We start from the raw sequence: 19,126 nt of genomic DNA on the forward strand, positions 1-19,126 counted from the left end.
CCGCAGGTGCTTAACTTGGGAACGATTTGATCAAAACGGTCCACTCATTTGACATTTCCAACAGTCAAGTGAGTCATGCCCGCACCTATTTCAAATCTAGCGTCTTCAGCACTGAATCCTCAGCGCGAAAACGCTTTCAAACTTCCTGAAAAAAAAGACATTGCTGTCGCGCCGCACCTTACGTGTGGGGCTGGTTTACGGTTATCTGGTAACTGGTTAAATCAGCAAAAAGCACGACTCACCCCCAGCCAGCAACAGCTTTTGAACGCAGCGCTCAGTGCATTGAGTGGGCAGGACGCAGTGAACGATATACGTCAGGACGCCCTGGGTGGTCAGTTCAACCTGGCTCGTCCCAGCTATGATGCTACGAGTGTTCATTTTCAGCGAGATGAGCAGGCGCCAGATACTCTCGGCTTTATCGATGTGAAGGACCGCCAAGGCAATTCACTACTGACGTTAGGCCATGAAGGCTCGATTGCTTCGGCTAGTGAAGCACGTGAAAAACTACCGAGTCGTGCTGATGAATCCAGCATTCTTGCCAACTCTCGTCATGACCCGAAGGCGGCTTGGCAAAGGGCTATGTACATCGTCCCGTTTTTCACTGCGTATGGTGAAAAAGCCAGGGTGGTGGGCGACTACATGAAAGGCGATAACTCACGCTTTGAAGTCAAAGACAGTACAGGAGAGGCCTACGCCACTCTGAAGCGAACAAAACTCGATAGCGGAGAGCCTGTATGGATGCTGCCTGAACATGCGTCCGTTAATGGCGGCGCAGGTGGTAGCTCTTCATCTGCTGGCGCAAAACTAATAGATGCAGAACACAGAGAAAAAATAGCAAGAACCGTTTATGAAGAGAACGTTGTTTATCATGCCACAGAGAAAAATAGCAAAAGATCTATTCGTAAACATGGTTTTAAAATAAGCAAAAAACGTGATGGCGCGACAGCAAGACTCACACAAGAAGTCATGATGCAAGAATCTTTTGTCAGAAATGCGAAGAATTTTAATTATGTAATGAGGGATAAAGAATCAGCAAAGAATTTCAATTATTTCACGAAGCCAACACTTGTTCGTACCTTTGCAGAAGGCGTGTATTTCGAAATGGATCCTGACTTTAAAAATGGAAGCGCATTGAGAACACCACAAGATATATCTTCTAATAATGTCATTGGTTCAAAACATTCAGCCCCCTCTGAAGGAGAAAGCACAGTGATGAAAGCATTAATGGCTAGAGCCGGAGTAAACGTTGATACAAAAGAGGCTGGCAGACTTCTCAGGGAAGTTCAATCAGACTCAGAAGATGACTTCTGACCGATCTGGGTGTCAGTGCGATGGAGATTGCCAGGCAGCTGAAGATCGGTCGTTCGACGGTCTATAAAGTGCTGGCATCATGAATTGATGAGCAGCTTGATGCTTAACGTACTTTAAATTCCGTTTTCTGAAGCGACCCCTATTCGTGAACATCGGTTTCATGAACATCTGCTTTATTAACATCGGCTTCGTGAACAGCGGCGCGGGTTTGACGGGCGCTTTTTCTGTGACAGACCCGCGGCGCCCGATGATCGATTTATGAACTCTTTTAGTGCAAACTTCTGCCAACCTGCGCACTTTCGGTACAAACGCCTCACCCGATCGACACGCCGGAACGCCTGAGTTACACCGTTTTATCCCGCTTATTTTTTTGTCCGCCGCCTGGCAGACACCGCTTTCATCCCGACGGTTCCAGCCCTGGCCCGCCGTTCACCGCACCGACAGACACCGACCCTGAGCCGTTTTTATCCGTTCAAATCCCTTAGACAAAAAAGCAGGCATGAAATTTGCTTTAATTAAAGTCAAGATACTTGAAAGAAAGTTAATATAGTTGAACCGGAGAATGAAAAATGAAGATGGCTGCCTTGTTTCACCCCCGTTCTTTTCGTGCGCTGACCCGTCTGGCTGCAACAGCCGCCGTGGTGATCGCGTTCGCTTACACCACCGTCGTTCAGGCCGCGACCTTGAAAGTCGCCATCGTGATGGCGGGCAATATCACCGATCACTCATTCAACCAGGCCGGCTACGAAGGCGTGATGCTGGCGGGAAAAGCGCTGGATATCGAGGTGGCCTACAGCGAGAAAGTCCCGCAGCCCGATCAGGCGCGGGCGCTGGCTGATTACGCCCGCCGCGGCTACGATATTGTTATCGGTCATGGCGGCGAATTTCAGGACGCGGTCGATCGGGTGGCCAAACGCAACGCCGATACCCAATTCCTGATTGTGAACGGCACGAAAAGCGGCGGCAATGTTTCCACGCTGGCTTTTGACATGAAAGATATGGGGTATGTGATTGGGTTTATCGGCGGCAAAAGTTCAGAGACAGGCGTCGGCGGTTTCATCGGCGCGCAGAAAATCAAAGCCTATACCGATCTGAACGAAGGCTTTATCGAAGGCTTTAAAGCCGCCCGCCCGGACGGACAGGTTTTAAGCGCCTGGACCAACGACTGGGACGATCTTGCCAAAGGTAAAGAAGCGGCGCTGAACCTGATCGATCAGAAAGCGGATACGCTGTTCCCGACGATGGATAATGCGGTGCTGGGCAGTTTGCAGGCGGTGAGAGAGAAGAACAAACAAGGTTTTGGCATTTACTATGACGCCTTGAGCGACTGGCCGGATAACCTGTTGCAATCCGCCGTCCTCGATATGCGCGGCGCATTGCTCACCGTTCTGACTCACGCCAAAAGCGGGCCACTGGGCGGCAAAGCCTACGTCTACGGCTTTGAAACGCCCAAAGCGTTTCGTCTTGGCAGCTATGGCAAGTCTGTTTCAGAACAGACAAAAACCGACGTCGCCGCATTAATTGAAGAAATCAAACAGCGCAATGCGGCCGAGAAATCGTAATGCATTACCTGAGCATTGAAGGGCTGAGTAAGCGGTTTGGTGATTTTACCGCGCTGGATACGGTTTCGCTCAACGTGAGTAAAGGCAGTATCCATGCGCTGCTGGGTGAAAACGGCGCAGGTAAAACGACGCTGATGAATATTCTGTACGGCCTGTATCAGCCCGATTCCGGGCAAATACGTCTTGCGGACAAACCGCTGCGGGTGTCATCCCCCAAACAGGCGCTGGAGAGCGGTCTGGGCATGATCCATCAGCACTTCATGCTAGTGGATAACCTGACGGTGCTCGAAAACGTCATTTTAGGCTTGTCCGGCGGGCTGCGGCTGCGGCTTGCCGAACACCGCCGCAAACTGATTGAACTGAGCGAACAGGTCGGTCTGAATATCGATCCAGACCGACCGATATGGCAATTGTCCAGCGGGATGCGCCAACGGGTGGAAATCCTCAAGGCGCTCTATCGCAATGTGGATTTGCTTATTCTCGACGAACCCAGCAGCGTACTCGGCCCGGATGAAATCGCCGCGTTTTTACAGATTCTGGAAAAACTGCGCGGCATGGGAAAAACCATGCTGTTTATCACCCATAAGCTGGACGAAGTGTTCCTGGTTTGCGATCGGGTGACCGTATTGCGCCGGGGTAAGGTCGTCGGACACGCGGACATTGCGGATACCACGCCACAGGCGGTATCGCGGATGATGGTGGGGCGCGATCTGGTGAAACCGCCTGAGCTACCGCCGATGCCAACCGGCGAGATAGTGTTGCAGGTCTCCTCGCTCAGCGCCAACAACGACCGCGGTATTCAGGCATTACAGGGCGTGTCTCTCCAGATTCGCGCCGGTGAAGTGCTGGGTATCGCCGGCGTCGACGGCAACGGTCAGGCTGAACTCGCCGAGGCCATCACCGGTTTACGTACGCCGACCGCCGGTGATATCCGCATTCTGGGTGAATCGCTGCAAGGCTACGACGCGGACGAAAGGCGGCATCGGTTCAGGATCGCCTATGTCCCCGAAGATCGCCACAGCACAGGACTGATCCTGGATTTTTCGCTGTGGCAAAACGCCATGCTGCGCGGCTACCAGCGCGCCCCTTTCGCACGCAACGGCGTGATCAATGCCCGGACGACCCAAGAGATCACGCGCGACTGGTGCATGAAATACGACATCCGTATGCACCGGGTTAATCAAAAGGTGCGTTTTCTGTCAGGCGGTAATCAGCAAAAGCTGATCTTTGCCCGTGAAGTGGAATCCGACCCGGTGCTGCTGGTCGTCATGCAGCCCTGTAAAGGACTGGATGTGGGCGCCATTGAAGCGGTGCAGCGCGTGGTGCGCGAACAGCGGACGGCAGGGAAAGCCGTGCTCTATATTTCGACTGAGCTGGACGAAATCATGGCGATTTCCGACCGCATCGGCGTGATGTGCGCAGGCCAGATCACCGGCATACTCATGCGTAAAGACGCGACGACAGAACGTATTGGCGAGCTGATGACCAGCGACGCCGTCGAGGAAATCCATCATGAATAATCTGCTGCGTTGGCTTCACAGTTTACGCATGGTTTGGGCCGTATTCGCCAGCTTTGCGCTTGGTTCGTTGTTAATTCTGGCGACCGGGCACAACCCGTTTGAAGCCTATGCCGCGCTGTTTCGGGGCGCATTCTTTGATTACTACGGTCTGGCGGACACGCTGATCAAGATGTGTCCGATGCTGCTGACCGGTCTGGCGGTGATAATCCCGATGCGTTGCGGCTTGCTGAACGTGGGGGGAGAGGGACAAATTTATATCGGCGGTCTGGCTGCGGCGGCCGTCGCCCTTTACCTGCCTGCGCTGCCGACCGGGTTGCATCTGCTGCTGTGCCTTCTGGCGGGCATGATTGGCGGCGGGCTGTGGGGGGCGATACCCGGTTATCTGCGCGCCGCCCGCGGCATTAATGAAGTCATCGTGACGCTCCTGATGAATTACGTCGGCATCAATATTGTCAGCTATTTTGCCGGCGGCCCGATGATGCAGGAAGGCGCTCCCTATCCCTATTCCAATGAAATCAGCGAAAATTTGTGGCTGCCGATTTTCCTGCCGAACACCGATACCCATATCGGGGTCATCATCGCCGCGGTACTCAGCACTATCATCTTTTGGGTTTTACGCTATACCACCGTCGGCTTCGCCCTGGCGGCAGTGGGTAAAAGCCCGAAAGCGGCGCAATATGCCGGTATGTCGATCCCTCGTCACGTTATCGGCAGCATGATCGCCGGCGGCGCGATAGCGGGTCTGGCGGGCGCCATTGAAGTGATCGGCGTCAAATACCGGCTGTATCACCTTTTCAGTCCCGGTTATGGCTATGACGGGATCGTGGTAGCGTTTATGGCGAGTCTCAATCCGCTGCTTGCCATGCTGTCCGCTTTTTTTCTCGCCGGACTCAGCACCGGCGCGCAATACATGCAACGCGCCATCGGGCTTGACGTCACCGCGATTGAAGCACTGCGCGGCCTGATCGTTATCTTTGTCGCCGCGGGTCTTATCTGGAAGCTCAGATCGCAGCAGCAGGCCGTCAACGACAATAACGCCCTCCCTTCAACGCTTTCTTCCCGGAGTCAACCGTGATGGATGAAGCCTATCTCGCGCTGTTCGCCACAGGGTTGCGCCTGTCGATTCCGCTGATTTTCGCCGCATTAGGCGGCATTTGGTCGGAACGCGCCGGCGTTTTTAATCTGGCGCTGGAAGGCAGCCTCCTCAGCGGCGCCTTCGGCGCCGCGTTAGGCAGTTTCTATTTCCATAGCGCCTGGGCCGGGCTAGCCGTCGGACTGCTCGCCGCAGCGCTGACCGGGCTATTGCTGGCCGTGATGACGGTCTGGCTGGCGATAAATCAGATGGTGGCGGGCATTGCCATCAACATGTTTATCATCGGTCTCACCTCCTTTCTCTCACGCATGGCGTTCAGTGGACAAAATGCGTCAGACAGCCTGAGCGGTTTTTCCGCGCTGGCGATCCCCGGACTCTCCTCCCTGCCGTGGATTGGCAACCTGCTGTTCAACCAGGACGTGCTCGTCTACGTGATGTACGGTCTGATTCCGCTGGCGTGGTGGTTACTGTTTCACACCACCTGTGGTCTGAATCTGCGCGCCACCGGAGAGTACCCGCGAGCAGTGGATAGCGCGGGGTTATCCGTTTTCGGCATTCGCTTTATCAGCGTGGTGGGCTCCGGGATGATTGCCGGTCTTGGCGGTTGTTATCTGGTGTTGTCGCAGGTTTTTATCTTCACCGAACATATGAGCGCCGGCAAAGGGTTCATCGCACTGGCCGCGCTGATCCTCGGGCGCTGGCATCCCCTCGGCGCGCTGGCGGCCTGCCTGCTATTCGGGCTGGCGGACGCCTTGCAATTGAGGCTGCAATTCGGTCATCCCGGCGTACCTTACCAACTGTTCGTGATCCTGCCCTATGTGGCGTCGATCGGCGCCCTGATCATCTTCGCCGGGAAGATCAGGCCGCCGGCCGCGGCTGGCGAACACTATCAGCGCGGCGGTAAATAACGCACGGCATACCTTACCGACTATCAGGCGATGAAATGATATGACAACAAAACAGAGTATGATAAAAAACCCCATCCCGTGGCCCAACGGGGCACGGTGTGCCGTAGCGATCACCTTCGATATGGATGCCGACAGTTTTCTTCATCTGCATCGCCCGGCCGACAGCTACAAGCGGGTCAGCACCCTTTCCACGCTGCAATACGGCCCGAAAATCGGCGTTCCGCGCATTCTGCAAACCTACCGCGAACTCGGACTGAAACAGACCTTTTTTGTACCGGCATGGTGCATCGAACGTTACCCGGACGCGGTGGACGCCATGGTCAGGGACGGACACGAGGTTGGGCACCACGGCTATATCCATGAGCATGTCAATGAACTCAGTGAAGAGGAGGAGCTTTTCTGGCTGCGCAAGTCTATTGAGATCATTGAACGGCATACCGGCCAGCGTCCGCGCGGTTTTCGCGCCCCGCTATACAACTTTTCACCCGCCACCACCGATTTACTGATAGCAGAGGGGTTTCAGTATGACGCCTCGCTAATGGGAGATGACGTTCCTTATTTATTGCGCGGCAAACACGGACATTTGGTTGAGCTGCCGACGCACTGGGCGATGGACGACTGGCCGCCGTACGTTCATATGAGCGATATCGATTATGTGATGCCGATCCGCTCGCCGCAGGAAGCCATTGCGGTGTACAAAGCGGAATTCGATGCCATGTGGGAATACGGCGGGCTGATCGTAGCGGTGTGGCACCCCTTCGTGACCGGCAGACTGGCGCGCTGGCATGAAACCGTGCGTTTCATCGAGTACATGCAGTCTCGCGGCGGCGTCTGGTTCGCCACGCTCGAAGAGATCGCCGCACACGTTAATAAAGTTCATGTCTCAGGTCAGGCAGCATTGCATATCGAACCCATGCCGCCGTACTCAGGGCCCGTCACGGTCGATAAGTTTTGATGCGTCTCTCTGAGATCTTGGGTTTTATCTGGATTTTAACGCGCGAGGCGCCCCGCGCGCGTTAATTCAAAATCATGATGCGCCGCTACCCTTGCCGGACGGGTAGCAATGACCACAAACGGGCGCCAAACACATTGATCGCCAGCCCCAACATAACCATCAATGCGCCGACGATTTGTAGCGGTGATAAGGCTTCGTTCAGGAAAACGGCGGCGCTTATCAACCCCACGACAGGCACCAACAACGACAGCGGCGCTACGCGCCAGGTTTCATAGCGCGCCAGCAGACTTCCCCAGATGCCATAGCCGATGATGGTGGCGACAAAAGCCAGATAGACAAGCGACAGAATAGTAGGAAGCTGAATATTCACCAGACTGGAGACAATGGCAGCCTGGCCTTCAAACAGCCAGGAGCACAGGAAAAACGGCGCAATGGGAATCAACGCGCTCCACACCACCAGCGACATGATGTTGACGCCGCGATTGTTACTCATGATGATTTTATTGCTGATATTGCCGAAAGCCCACGACAGTGCGCCCGCCAGCGTGAGCAACAGCGTGGTGATCGTCATGGCGACGGTGCTTTGCCCTTCAGCGCGTCCTTCCGCCAGCACCACGATGCCCGCCGCGGCGACCAGAATACCGACGACGTGATCCCACCGGAGTTTTTCCGACAGTAACGCCACCCCCAGCAGCAGAGTGAAGAATGCCTGGGCCTGCAACACCAGCGAGGCGATCCCCGCCGGCATACCCAGTTTGATCGCTAAAAATAGGAAACCGAACTGACCAAAACTGATGGTCATGCCATACGCCAGCAGCCAGCGAAAAGGAACGCGAGGCGCGGGGATAAAAAAAATCGCTGGTATCGCCACCAGTGAAAAGCGCAATCCGGCCAGCAAAAAAGGCGGCATATCATGCAGGCCAATTTTGATGACCACGAAATTTATGCCCCATAAGACCACCACACACAGCGCTAGCAACCCATCTTTTACCGACATCGGGAATATCTCTTCATCTCAGCCAATAGCCGACTACTGTACAACTCAAATCAATCGGGGGATACGCACAGTTCAAGGCAATTTGGGGAGAACAGATAACGCCAGCTCGGTTCTCGGCACGCTCACGGGTTTCGATTCACGATGACACCGTGATATGCATCAACGCGCCTGACATTAAAGTGAAGTATCAGGGATAAAAATTTATTTTAATGTGCAGATAATTGTACTTTAACTCCAAAAATACAGCTTTATGTTCCATAAAAAGGACATTATAAATTACTTCAAATCATCACACTATAATGTACTATTATTGTAATCTAACGTCGTGTTACTCGCATTTATATCCAGATAAAGGAACATTATGAGCATTGCCAGTCAATCACCGGCAGCCATTGCGGAAGCGCTTGGCGAGCGGTTAAAGCAAGCTCGTCTGAACAGTAACTTAACCCAGACAGAAGTCGCGGCGCTCGCCGGTTTATCGAGAAAGGCGGTGCTCAACGCGGAAAAGGGTAAAGTCCAACTGGACGCGTTGGTTGCTATCATGGAGGTGCTTAATCTGACTGAACAGTTAGACAATTTTCTGCCTCCTCAGGCTATTTCCCCCATCCAGCTTGCCAGGTTGCAAGGCAAGCAGCGGCAAAGAGCGTCCGGGCAGAGAAAACCCAAAGAGAGCAAAAGTCATGGGGACGTACAGGAATGGTAATGGAGGTTATCAACGTCAATTACAAAAATAGCGAAGCAGGCGCCGTCAGCTTTAACACGGAAACCGGTACTGGCGCATTTGAATACAGCGCGTCATTTATCCGGCAAGGGATTGAACTCTCTCCCCTTAAAATGCCGTTGGGCAAACGAATATATTCGTTCCCCGAGCTTGATTTTGAAACATTCAAAGGGTTGCCGGGATTAATCGCCGACTCCTTGCCGGATGATTTCGGCAATGCCGTACTCAACGCCTGGGTAGCTAGCAGAGGTAAACAACCCGGCGACATTACGCCATTACAACGATTGCAGTATACCGGCAAGCGAGGGATGGGCGCGCTGGAATACACGCCTGCCACCAGGCTGAGAAGCCTGAATGCCTCGCAACAGGTGGAGATTGCTTCCTTAGTCAGTATTGCTCAGGAAATTCTGGATAGCCGGGCAAACTTCTCAGTGGAATTAAATAAAACGGGTCAGGCCGATCGCGAAGCCATGATGACGCTGTTATCCGTCGGTATGAGCGCCGGCGGCGCACGCCCCAAAGCGGTCCTGGCCTTTAATGATGATTTTACTCAGGTCCGTTCCGGTCAGGTTGATGTTCCCAAAGGGTTCACGCATTACCTCATGAAATTTGATGGCGTAAGCGAACACAATAAAAATAAAGAAACATTCGGCGATCCGCTCGGCTATGGCGCGATGGAGTACGTTTACCATCTGATGGCCAGAGCCTGCGGTATAGACATGATGCCCTGTAAGCTGCTGAACGAAGGCGATCGCCGCCATTTCATCACCCAGCGATTCGACCGGGCAGGCAATCAAAAAATTCATGTGCAAACCCTGAATGGGATTGCTCATGTAAATTATAAGAAACCGGGTTCCTTTTCCTACGCGGAACTTTTTGGCGTAGCCAGACAACTCCGCCTTCCTGCCACCGCCGCAGAACAATTGTTTAAGCGCATGGTATTTAACATCGTCGCCAGAAATCATGACGACCATGCTAAAAACTTTGCGTTTCTTTTGCAGGGAAACACATGGGCGCTGGCGCCGGCCTACGATATCGCTTACAGCTACAAACCCGAAAGCAATTGGGTCAATAGCCATTGGATGAGTCTTAATGGCAAACGCGATAACTTTTCCCGCGGAGATTTCTATTCACTTGAGAGGCTTAGCCCGCTCTTTACGCGGGAAAAGATCAACAGCATGATTGATGACACCATCAACCATGTCTCGCAATGGCGAAAACTGGCGGCCACGGAGAATGTACCGGAGACATTGATAGCGGAAATTGAATCAAACCTCCGGTTATCGCTCTAAGCCCGCAACAAAGAAAGCGGCTAAGATCGTGGCGGCGGGGGTGATAACCGCCATCAAAAGTTTCCTAATGAGTGTTTTTTAGGGAAACCAAGACTCCAAAAATCATTACCGCATAGTCACAAACTCTTCCGCTGCCGTTGGGTGAATGGCGACGGTATTATCAAAGTCTTTTTTGGTCGCGCCCATTTTTAGCGCCACCGCAAAACCTTGCAGCATTTCGTCCATCCCGAAACCGATGCCGTGAATGCCCACGATCTTTTCGTCGTTGCCCACGCAAACCAGCTTCATGCGGCACGGCTGGCGATGCCGGGTAACCGCGCTGTACATGGCTGCGAAAGCCGATGTATAGACTTTCACCCGATCGTCGCCGTACTGCTCACGCGCCTGCGGCTCGGTCAGCCCGACGGTGCCAATCGGCGGGTGGCTGAATACCACGGTCGGAATGTTGCTGTAATCCAGATGCTCATCCGGTTTGTTATTGAACAGACGCTCGGCCAAACGACGCCCCGCGGCGACGGCTACCGGCGTTAACTCCACCGCGCCGGTGTTATCCCCCACCGCATAAATACCCGGTACGCTGGTGTTCTGGAATTTATCGACCTGAATATAGCCTTTGTCATCCCGCTCAACCCCGGTCACGCTGAGATTCAGCTTATCCGTCGCCGGTTCACGGCCAATCGCCCAAATCAGACAGTCGACCGTGTGTGCCCGCCCATTTTCCAGTTGCAGCGTCAGACTGCCATCGGCATTTTTCACCACCGCTTTCGGCATGGATTCGGTATGCAGCGTCGGCCCTCCTGCGCTCATCACATCCACCAGCGTATCGACAATCAGCGGATCGAAGCTGCGCAACGGCGCGTGTTTACGCACAAACAGGTGCGTTTGCGAACCCAGCGCGTTCAATACCCCGGCGATTTCGACGGCGATATAGCCCGCGCCGACCACCGCGGTGCGCTTCGGCAACGCATCCAGCGCAAAGAAGCCATCGGAATCGATGCCATACTCAACGCCCGGTATCTCCGGGTGCGCCGGTCGCCCGCCGGTCGCAATCAAAATATGGTCGGCGGTGATTCTTTCACCGTTCACATCCACAGTGTGCGCGTCGATAAAACGAGCAAAACCCTGAATGACATCAACCTTATTTTTACCCAGCACGTTTTCGTAGGACTGGTGGATACGGTCAATGTAAGCGCTACGGTTTTTCACCAGCGTTTCCCAGTTAAACTGATTAACCGTGGTATCGAATCCATAATCAGGCCCGTACTGATGGATCGCCTCGGCTATCTGCGCCGCATGCCACATCACTTTTTTCGGCACACAGCCAACGTTAACGCAGGTACCGCCCAGATATTTGGCTTCGATCAACGCACATTTTTGCCCATACATCGCCGCACGATTAATCGAAGCGATGCCGCCGCTGCCGCCGCCGATAGCAAGGTAGTCATAGTGTTTGGTCATCAGGGTATCCATGCTTAAGTGAGTAAATTTCGCCTAGAGTGTAGCGCCAGAACTCCGCGCCTCACAAAATTTATGCCGATGGTATCAATAGAGAAAACCGGCAAGGTTAGCGGTGAGGTGGCTAACGCGGCTTATTCCGGGACGATTTGCTCTACCCGCGTGTGGCCTGTTCCCCCCGGCACCAGCACGCTGTGCAGCCAGGGCAGTACGCTTTGCATTTGCCCCGCCAGTCTCCACGGCGGATTGATCACAATCATCCCGGAGGCGGTCATACCATGGCGATCGCTATCCGGCAGTATGGCCAGTTCAAGTTGCAGAATATTGCGGATCCCGGTGGCTTCCAGCTCTTTTAGCAAGCGTTTGATTTGCTGACGCAGCACCACCGGATACCACAGCGCAAACACGCCCGTGGCGAAACGTTTATGCCCTTCTTGAATGCCTTTCACCACCGCCTGATAGTCGGTTTTCAGTTCATAAGGCGGATCGATCAGCACAAAACCACGGCGGGAAAGCGGCGGCAATTGCGATTTCAACTGTTGGTAGCCATCTGCGCGCAGCACTTTGGAACGGGCGTCTTTCTGGAATTCATTGCGTAACAGCGGGAAATCGCTGGGGTGCAGTTCCGTCAGGTGAATTTTGTCCTGTTCGCGCAGCAACTGACGGGCGATCAGCGGCGAACCGGGATAATAACGCAGTTGTCCGTGGTGATTATAGGTCCGCACCGCCTGCATATAGGGTTCGAGTTCAGCCGGAATATCGTCGCGCTGCCAGATCCTGGCGATCCCCTCCAGAAACTCCCCTGTCCGCCCGGCATGTTCTCCGCTGAGCTGATAACGCCCGGCTCCCGCGTGAGTGTCCAGATACAGCAAGGGTTTTTCTTTCTCTTTCAGTGCGGTGATGATCAGGCTCTGAACGGTGTGTTTCAGCACGTCGGCATGATTGCCGGCGTGGAAGCTGTGGCGGTAACTTAGCATAGTGATTATTGCTTTCCGATGGCTTGATATTAACAAGGTAAATCAGTTGATTATGATGATTTAACCTGGATGCTGCTCCCGCTGCGCGCACGCCGTGTCATTGAGGCGCGGCCAGACAGGACAAAGATGGTATGACAACAGTATAAACCGCCTGACACCGAAAATGCCGCAACAATCCCACGCGATCCCGTTCCATCCGCCGTTTCAACCATTGATTTTCGCTTTACTTGACCTCATCTTAGTGATTAATCCGCAAGTTACATCCGCCTTGTCGGTCAAGAACGGCATCAAAACAACCTACAATCATCAGGACTGCGCCATGACGAACCCATTATTGACCCCATTCACGCTGCCCCCCTTTTCCAGCATGAAAATCGAAGATATCGTTCCGGCGGTAAAAACCGCGCTGGAGGAGTGCCGTCAGACGGTAGAACGCGTTGTAGCCCAGTCAGGTGCGTTCACCTGGGATAACCTTTGCCAACCGCTGGCAGACAGCAACGATCGCCTTAGCCGGGTTTTTTCGCCGGTCAGCCATTTGAACTCGGTTAAAAATAGCGCGGAATTACGCACCGCTTACGAGCAGTGCCTGCCGCTACTGTCCGAACACAGCACCTGGATGGGCCAGCACGCCGGACTTTATCAGGCCTATCGCAGCCTGCGGGACGGCGAGCATTACCACGCGCTGAGCGTCGCACAAAAGAAATCCGTCGACAACGCGCTGCGCGATTTTGAGTTGTCCGGTATCGGTCTGCCGCCGGAAAAGCAAAAGCGCTATGGTGAAATCGCCGCCCGTCTGTCAGAGCTGGGGTCGCAGTACAGCAATAACGTGCTGGACGCCACCATGGGCTGGAGCAAACTGGTCACGGATATCACCGAGCTGGATGGTATGCCGGAAAGCGCTTTGGCGGCCGCCAAAGCGCTGGCGGAATCAAAAGAACAGGAAGGCTGGCTGCTGACGCTGGATATCCCCAGCTACCTGCCGGTCATGACCTATTGTTCCAATCAGGCGCTGCGTGAGGAAATGTATCGCGCCTATGCGACCCGCGCCTCCGATCAGGGGCCGCACGCCGGGAAATGGGATAACAGCGCAATCATGGCGGAAAAACTGGCGCTGCGCCACGAGCTGGCGCAACTGCTCGGTTTTGACAGCTATGCGCACCAGTCGCTGGCCACAAAAATGGCGGAAACCCCGCAGCAGGTTATCGACTTCCTGACCGATCTGGCAAAACGCGCGCGTCCTCAGGGCGAGGAGGAACTGGCGCAGTTACGCGCCTTCGCAAAAGCAAACTTCGGTGTGGATGAATTACAGGCGTGGGATATCACCTATTACAGCGAACAGCAAAAACAGCACCTGTACGCCATCAGTGACGAGCAACTCCGCCCATACTTCCCGGAGCACCGTGTGGTGGCGGGTCTGTTTGAAGTGGTGAAGCGCATTTACGGCATTACGGCCAAAGAGCGCAAAGACGTGGATGTGTGGCACCCGGATGTTCGGTTCTTCGATCTGTTTGATGAAAGCGGCGAACTGCGCGGCAGCTTCTATCTCGATCTCTATGCCCGCGAACATAAACGCGGCGGCGCCTGGATGGGGGACTGCGTAGGCCGCCTGCGTAAAGGCAATGGCGAACTGCAAAAGCCGGTCGCCTACCTGATCTGCAACTTTAACCGTCCGGTCAACGGCAAACCGGCGCTGTTCACCCACAACGAAGTCACCACGCTGTTTCATGAATTCGGTCACGGGCTGCACCACATGCTCACTCAGATCGATACCGCCGGGGTAGCGGGTATCGACGGCGTGCCGTGGGATGCCGTCGAACTGCCAAGCCAGTTCATGGAAAACTGGTGCTGGGAGCCGCAAGCGCTGGCCTTTATCTCCGGTCATTACGAAACAGGCGAGCCACTGCCGCAAGCGCTGCTGGAGAAAATGCTGGCGGCGAAAAACTATCAGGCAGCGCTGTTCATTCTGCGTCAATTAGAGTTCGGCCTGTTTGATTTCCGTCTGCATGCTGAGTTTGATCCCGCCAAAGGCGCACAGATCCTGCCAACGCTGGCTGAAATCAAAGCGCAGGTCGCCGTGGTGCCAAGTCCAGCCTGGGGCCGTTTCCCGCACGCGTTCAGCCATATTTTCGCGGGCGGTTACGCCGCAGGCTACTACAGTTATCTGTGGGCCGACGTGTTGGCGGCCGATGCCTATTCCCGTTTTAAAGAAGAAGGCATTTTCAATCGCGAAACCGGTCAGTCGTTCCTGGATAACATCCTGTCCCGCGGCGGTTCCGAAGCGCCGATGGAACTCTTCAAACGCTTCCGGGGCCGTGAACCCGAACTGGATGCCATGCTGCATCATTATGGCATTAAAGGATGAATATTTGCCTGAGGGCAGAAGACGGCGCTGACGCTGGCGCCTTGTCCCTGCTGGCCGGGCGTTGGGGATTGGTTTCCGATCCCTGCGCCGCCGTAACGCTGGTGCTGACGCCGCAGCGGTTGGAACTGCGTAAGCAGGATGAACCCAGGCTCGGCGCCATCTACGTCGATTTCGTTGCCGGACCGATGGCGCACCGGCGTCGTTTCGGCGGCGGACGCGGCGAGGCCGTCGCCAAAGCGGTGGGCATCAAAAAGGATTATCTGCCCGATGTGGTGGACGCCACCGCGGGATTAGGGCGTGATGCTTTTGTGCTGGCGTCGCTTGGCTGCCACGTCCGGATGCTGGAGCGTCACCCCGTCGTGGCGGCGCTGCTGGATGATGGATTGCAACGCGGCTATCAGGATACGGAAATCGGCCCGTGGCTGCGAGAGCGTCTCACGCTGCTGCACGCCTCAAGTCTGACGGCGCTCCGGGATATTGCGCCCGCGCCCGATGTGGTCTATCTCGACCCGATGTTTCCCCATCGGCGAAAAAGCGCGCTGGTGAAAAAAGAGATGCGGGTTTTTCAGTCACTGGTGGGCGCCGACGATGATGCCGATGCTTTACTGGCGCCGGCGAGAACGCTGGCAAAGAAACGCGTGGTAGTGAAACGGCCGGATTACGCCCCGCCGCTGGCGGGCGTACCGGCACAATCCATGCTCGAAACTAAAAGCCACCGCTTTGATTTTTATCTGCCGCTGTCGCGAGATGGGTTACCCCTATGACAATGATGACAAAATCAGGTGCTTTCTAGTCCTCCTCCTCGTCGCGTAGCGGAACGATCAGCATATCGATGTGAATGGTGTTAATCAGCTGACGCGCGGACGACATCAGTTTGCTCCAGAAATCCTGATGGTGACCACAGAGAACCAAATCAACATCGTATTTTTTGATCGCATCCACCAGTACCTGCCCCAAATCGCCGCTGCCGCTTAGCGTCTCGGCAATAGGATACCCCGCATTCTGAGACAGCTCGGTCAACGCATTCTGGGTTTCTTCGGAAATTCGTTGCTGCATATCGCCCAAATTGACATCAATCAGCCCGGTATAAAGATCGGAGTAATTCACATCGACATGAATTAAAGAAACCTTTGCGTTATACGGTTTTGCCATTGAAACCGCTTTCTCCACTAACACTTTACTTTCTGGAGAAAGATCAACAGCAATAAGGATATGTTTGTAAGCCATAATAAGACTCCTTCCGTAAAGACTAATTAATGGTTAGTAGATATTTCTTCTGCCAATTTGATGCTTATCAGCTGATTAAAAGGATAACATCGGGCCGTCTTACCGGTATGTTTAGCAGATCACAACGCCGCATTTTAGCGAACTTCAGATGGCGCAGAGTGAGCAGCAACACCTTAAAACCTCTTAATATTCCTTATAAGTGTAGTAGAAATCGCTTATTTTTATCATTAAATCGTACAGGTTCTCCTTTCAAAAAGGGTATTACGCCAGAGAAAATCGCCAGATAGCGCGATTGTGCCTGCGGGTATAGCAAAAAAAGGCGTTCCTCTTCTACAATGTCCAGGAAGACGGCAAATTGATTCCGCCATCTTCGACAGGTGAAAAATGGCAATGAGGCTAGCCGTCAGAGCCGTCGGCTAACCAGGGACACAATAAAATCGCGTGAAAACGTGTGGCATAAGTATTCGCAGATGCAGTGCCGGCAGACAGGCAAAGCGATGGCATCTGACGAATGACACCTACCGGGAGGGAAGCATGATCAGTACATTTGCGCTTTTCTGGGCTTTATGTGTTGTCTGTATCATCAATATGGCGCGATATTATTCTTCACTACGCGTACTGCTGCTGGTGCTGCGTGACTGCGACCCGCTGCTTTACCAATACGTCGATGGGGGTGGTTTTTTCACATCACACGGACAGCCAAGCAAGCAAATCAGGCTGGTACGCTATATCTACGCTCAACGTTATCTTGAACATCACGATCCTGAATTCATACGCCGCTGTGAAAGGGTTCGGGGACAGTTCCTGCTGACGACGGCGCTATGTGGATTGGTGGTTATCAGTTTAATCGCGATGCTGATTTGGTACTGAAACCTGATTTGTTAATTAAATCTATTTGGTAATAAAGCCAATTTGGTCATGAAACAATGAATTGTTCAACGCGCAAAAAGGCGATCCCTTACCGAATCGCCTTTTTTATGCGTGACGCTTTTTTGGGCGCTAGATCAACTTTAACGCCAGCCAATACAACGTGCCGGACAGCATTAGCGAGACGGGCAACGTCAGCACCCAGGCCAACAGAATGTTTTTCACCGTTTTACTCTGAACCCCGCCGCCGTCGACAATCATGGTTCCGGCAACCGCCGATGACAAGACGTGAGTGGTCGACACCGGCATCCCGGTGTAGCTCGCCACACCAATCGACAGCGCCGCGGTAACCTGTGCGGAAACGCCCTGCGCATAAGTCATGCCGTTCTTGCCAATCTTCTCGCCAATCGTGGTGGCGACACGTTTCCAACCCACCATCGTACCGAGCGAAAGCGCCAGAGCTACCGCAATGATGATCCAAATCGGCGCGTATTCAATAGTTTGCAACAGATCTTTACGCAGATTGCTCAGATAGCGTTTATCCTCCGCCGGGGTTTCCGACAACGCGATAATCCGATCCAGGGAATCGGAAATGCACATCAGCAGACGACGCACCTGGCTACGGTCTTCCGCATCGAGTTGATCGTAACTTTTCAGGTTGTTTAACAGTGCCAGGGCATGATCAATCGCAAGCATGACGCGTGCGCCATCGCAATGAAATTCAGTTTGTCTGTTGGCGGAAATGGTCTTTTCCGGCGCAGGGATCAGCGGTGGCGAGAGGTCAATAACCTGCTTCAGGGCGGCGCCATGCTGCTGAGAATATTCCTGAAGATTCACTACCGCGTCACGAGTACGGCTGATGTCGTAGCCGGACGCACTCATATTGACGATAAATCCGGCCGGCGCCACCCCGATCAGCACCAGCATAATCAGGCCAATACCCTTCTGACCGTCATTCGCACCGTGGGAAAAACTGACCCCGATGGCGGACAGAATCAGCGCGGTGCGGGTCCAGAAAGGTGGCTTGCGCTTACCGTCCTGTTTCTCACGATCCACAGGCGTCAGGTGAACGCGTTTACGTTTTTTGCTGTTGTTCCAGAAACGGCGCAATAAAAAGACCATCAGCCCTGCGATAATCAGGCCCGCAATCGGTGACAGGATGAGTGACAGGAAAATAGTGATCATTTTAGGCAGATTGAGGGCATCTACCACCGACGTATCCGTCAATAGCGCGTTAGTTAAACCGATACCGATGATGGCGCCGATCAAGGTATGTGAACTGGAAGCCGGAATACCCAAATACCAGGTTCCGAGATTCCAGATTATCGCCGCCAGCAGCATGGAAAACACCATCGCCAAACCATGGGCGGAACTGACATTCAGTAATAAATCGGTCGGCAGCAGGTGGACAATCGCGTAAGCAACGCTCAAACCGCCCAGCAGCACCCCTAAAAAATTAAAGAGACCCGCCATGACAACGGCGAACTGCGCTCGCATGGCGCGGGTGTAGATAACGGTAGCGACGGCATTTGCTGTATCGTGGAAGCCGTTGATAGCTTCATAAAACAGTACAAACAGCAAAGCCAGAATCAACATCAGGCCGGTGTAATAATCCAGTCCGGCAAATAAATGCAGCATAAGCGTTAGGCCATTATTGGTCATGAACGCGGCGCATTATCTGCGACAAGCAGGGTGGGGAAAAGGGAAATATGAATTTTTTTTTGACACCGCATATAGTGATTTATAATGGAAAAAACATTTAATTAATAAAAATCAACTCATTGCATTTTTTTTCTCAAACACGCAAATTGTTACGCTGGCATCCTGCAAAGTCGGGCACGACAATGTTCCGCCCTGGCGACCTGCCAGCAAAACGGGT

18 protein-coding genes are annotated in these 19,126 nt (G+C 53.7%); 13 read left to right on the top strand and 5 right to left on the bottom strand.

Annotated features, from left to right (window positions below; all coding sequences use genetic code 11):
• Window positions 1-75 precede the first annotated feature (75 nt).
• The 8 genes from EH207_RS17390 (at window position 76) to EH207_RS17425 (ending at window position 7,349) form a co-directional block, all read left to right on the top strand.
• Complete coding sequence (locus tag EH207_RS17390; RefSeq protein ID WP_137715102.1) at window positions 76-1,311, top strand: hypothetical protein; 1,236 nt, start codon at window positions 76-78, stop codon at window positions 1,309-1,311.
• A gap of 20 nt (window positions 1,312-1,331) precedes the next feature.
• Entirely contained in the window at window positions 1,332-1,394 is a 63-nt protein-coding gene (locus EH207_RS18675; protein ID WP_217496135.1) for a helix-turn-helix domain-containing protein, read from the top strand.
• A gap of 77 nt (window positions 1,395-1,471) precedes the next feature.
• Window positions 1,472-1,573, top strand: a complete 102-nt coding sequence (locus EH207_RS18680) for a hypothetical protein (RefSeq protein WP_425456733.1) — start codon at window positions 1,472-1,474, stop codon at window positions 1,571-1,573.
• A 307-nt stretch (window positions 1,574-1,880) separates the two neighbouring features.
• Window positions 1,881-2,873: a BMP family protein gene (locus EH207_RS17405; RefSeq protein WP_246048906.1), complete on the top strand. Its 993-nt coding sequence runs from the start codon at window positions 1,881-1,883 to the stop codon at window positions 2,871-2,873.
• Complete coding sequence (locus EH207_RS17410) at window positions 2,873-4,393, top strand: ABC transporter ATP-binding protein (RefSeq protein ID WP_137715104.1); 1,521 nt, start codon at window positions 2,873-2,875, stop codon at window positions 4,391-4,393. The genes EH207_RS17405 and EH207_RS17410 overlap by 1 nt, the downstream gene beginning before the upstream one ends.
• Window positions 4,386-5,468, top strand: a complete 1,083-nt coding sequence (locus tag EH207_RS17415) for an ABC transporter permease (RefSeq protein ID WP_137715105.1) — start codon at window positions 4,386-4,388, stop codon at window positions 5,466-5,468. The genes EH207_RS17410 and EH207_RS17415 overlap by 8 nt, the downstream gene beginning before the upstream one ends.
• The gene (locus EH207_RS17420; RefSeq protein WP_175413712.1) at window positions 5,468-6,394 is read left to right on the top strand and encodes an ABC transporter permease; all 927 of its coding nucleotides are present in this window, start codon (window positions 5,468-5,470) and stop codon (window positions 6,392-6,394) included. Before EH207_RS17415 ends, EH207_RS17420 begins: the two co-directional genes overlap by 1 nt.
• A gap of 40 nt (window positions 6,395-6,434) precedes the next feature.
• Complete coding sequence (locus tag EH207_RS17425; protein WP_217496108.1) at window positions 6,435-7,349, top strand: polysaccharide deacetylase family protein; 915 nt, start codon at window positions 6,435-6,437, stop codon at window positions 7,347-7,349.
• A gap of 85 nt (window positions 7,350-7,434) precedes the next feature.
• Here EH207_RS17425 and EH207_RS17430 read toward each other — a convergent pair whose 3' ends face one another.
• Window positions 7,435-8,346: an EamA family transporter gene (locus EH207_RS17430; protein ID WP_137715107.1), complete on the bottom strand. Its 912-nt coding sequence runs from the start codon at window positions 8,344-8,346 to the stop codon at window positions 7,435-7,437.
• 361 nt (window positions 8,347-8,707) lie between these two features.
• Here EH207_RS17430 and EH207_RS17435 point away from each other — a divergent pair, with 361 nt between their 5' ends.
• Both EH207_RS17435 and EH207_RS17440 read left to right on the top strand, forming a co-directional pair.
• Window positions 8,708-9,049, top strand: coding sequence for a helix-turn-helix transcriptional regulator (locus EH207_RS17435; protein WP_137715108.1), 342 nt, complete (start codon window positions 8,708-8,710; stop codon window positions 9,047-9,049).
• Complete coding sequence (locus EH207_RS17440) at window positions 9,049-10,359, top strand: type II toxin-antitoxin system HipA family toxin (RefSeq protein ID WP_246048907.1); 1,311 nt, start codon at window positions 9,049-9,051, stop codon at window positions 10,357-10,359. Before EH207_RS17435 ends, EH207_RS17440 begins: the two co-directional genes overlap by 1 nt.
• A gap of 105 nt (window positions 10,360-10,464) precedes the next feature.
• On the opposite strand, the gene gorA is transcribed toward EH207_RS17440, so the two are convergent.
• Both gorA and EH207_RS17450 read right to left on the bottom strand, forming a co-directional pair.
• Window positions 10,465-11,817 carry a glutathione-disulfide reductase gene (gorA, locus tag EH207_RS17445; RefSeq protein ID WP_137715110.1) on the bottom strand — a complete coding sequence of 451 codons (1,353 nt, stop codon included), beginning with the start codon at window positions 11,815-11,817 and terminating at the stop codon, window positions 10,465-10,467.
• A 131-nt stretch (window positions 11,818-11,948) separates the two neighbouring features.
• Window positions 11,949-12,791, bottom strand: coding sequence for a 23S rRNA (adenine(2030)-N(6))-methyltransferase RlmJ (locus EH207_RS17450; protein WP_137715111.1), 843 nt, complete (start codon window positions 12,789-12,791; stop codon window positions 11,949-11,951).
• A 319-nt stretch (window positions 12,792-13,110) separates the two neighbouring features.
• Between EH207_RS17450 and prlC the strand changes: the two genes are divergently transcribed.
• Both prlC and rsmJ read left to right on the top strand, forming a co-directional pair.
• Entirely contained in the window at window positions 13,111-15,153 is a 2,043-nt protein-coding gene (prlC, locus tag EH207_RS17455) for an oligopeptidase A (protein WP_137715112.1), read from the top strand.
• A complete protein-coding gene (gene rsmJ, locus EH207_RS17460) occupies window positions 15,150-15,917 on the top strand; it encodes a 16S rRNA (guanine(1516)-N(2))-methyltransferase RsmJ (protein ID WP_137715113.1) in 768 nt (255 codons plus the stop codon). Before prlC ends, rsmJ begins: the two co-directional genes overlap by 4 nt.
• Before the next feature lie 25 nt (window positions 15,918-15,942).
• On the opposite strand, the gene uspA is transcribed toward rsmJ, so the two are convergent.
• Window positions 15,943-16,380 carry a universal stress protein UspA gene (gene uspA, locus EH207_RS17465; protein WP_137715114.1) on the bottom strand — a complete coding sequence of 146 codons (438 nt, stop codon included), beginning with the start codon at window positions 16,378-16,380 and terminating at the stop codon, window positions 15,943-15,945.
• 534 nt (window positions 16,381-16,914) lie between these two features.
• On the opposite strand from uspA, the gene uspB reads away from it, so the two are divergent.
• Window positions 16,915-17,250, top strand: coding sequence for a universal stress protein UspB (gene uspB / locus EH207_RS17470; protein WP_113869514.1), 336 nt, complete (start codon window positions 16,915-16,917; stop codon window positions 17,248-17,250).
• Between the two features lie 129 nt (window positions 17,251-17,379).
• Here the strand turns inward: uspB and pitA are convergent, their stop codons facing one another.
• Window positions 17,380-18,885, bottom strand: a complete 1,506-nt coding sequence (gene pitA / locus EH207_RS17475) for an inorganic phosphate transporter PitA (RefSeq protein ID WP_137715410.1) — start codon at window positions 18,883-18,885, stop codon at window positions 17,380-17,382.
• Window positions 18,886-19,126 lie beyond the last annotated feature (241 nt).

Source organism: Brenneria rubrifaciens (assembly GCF_005484945.1).
Lineage (GTDB): Bacteria > Pseudomonadota > Gammaproteobacteria > Enterobacterales > Enterobacteriaceae > Brenneria > Brenneria rubrifaciens.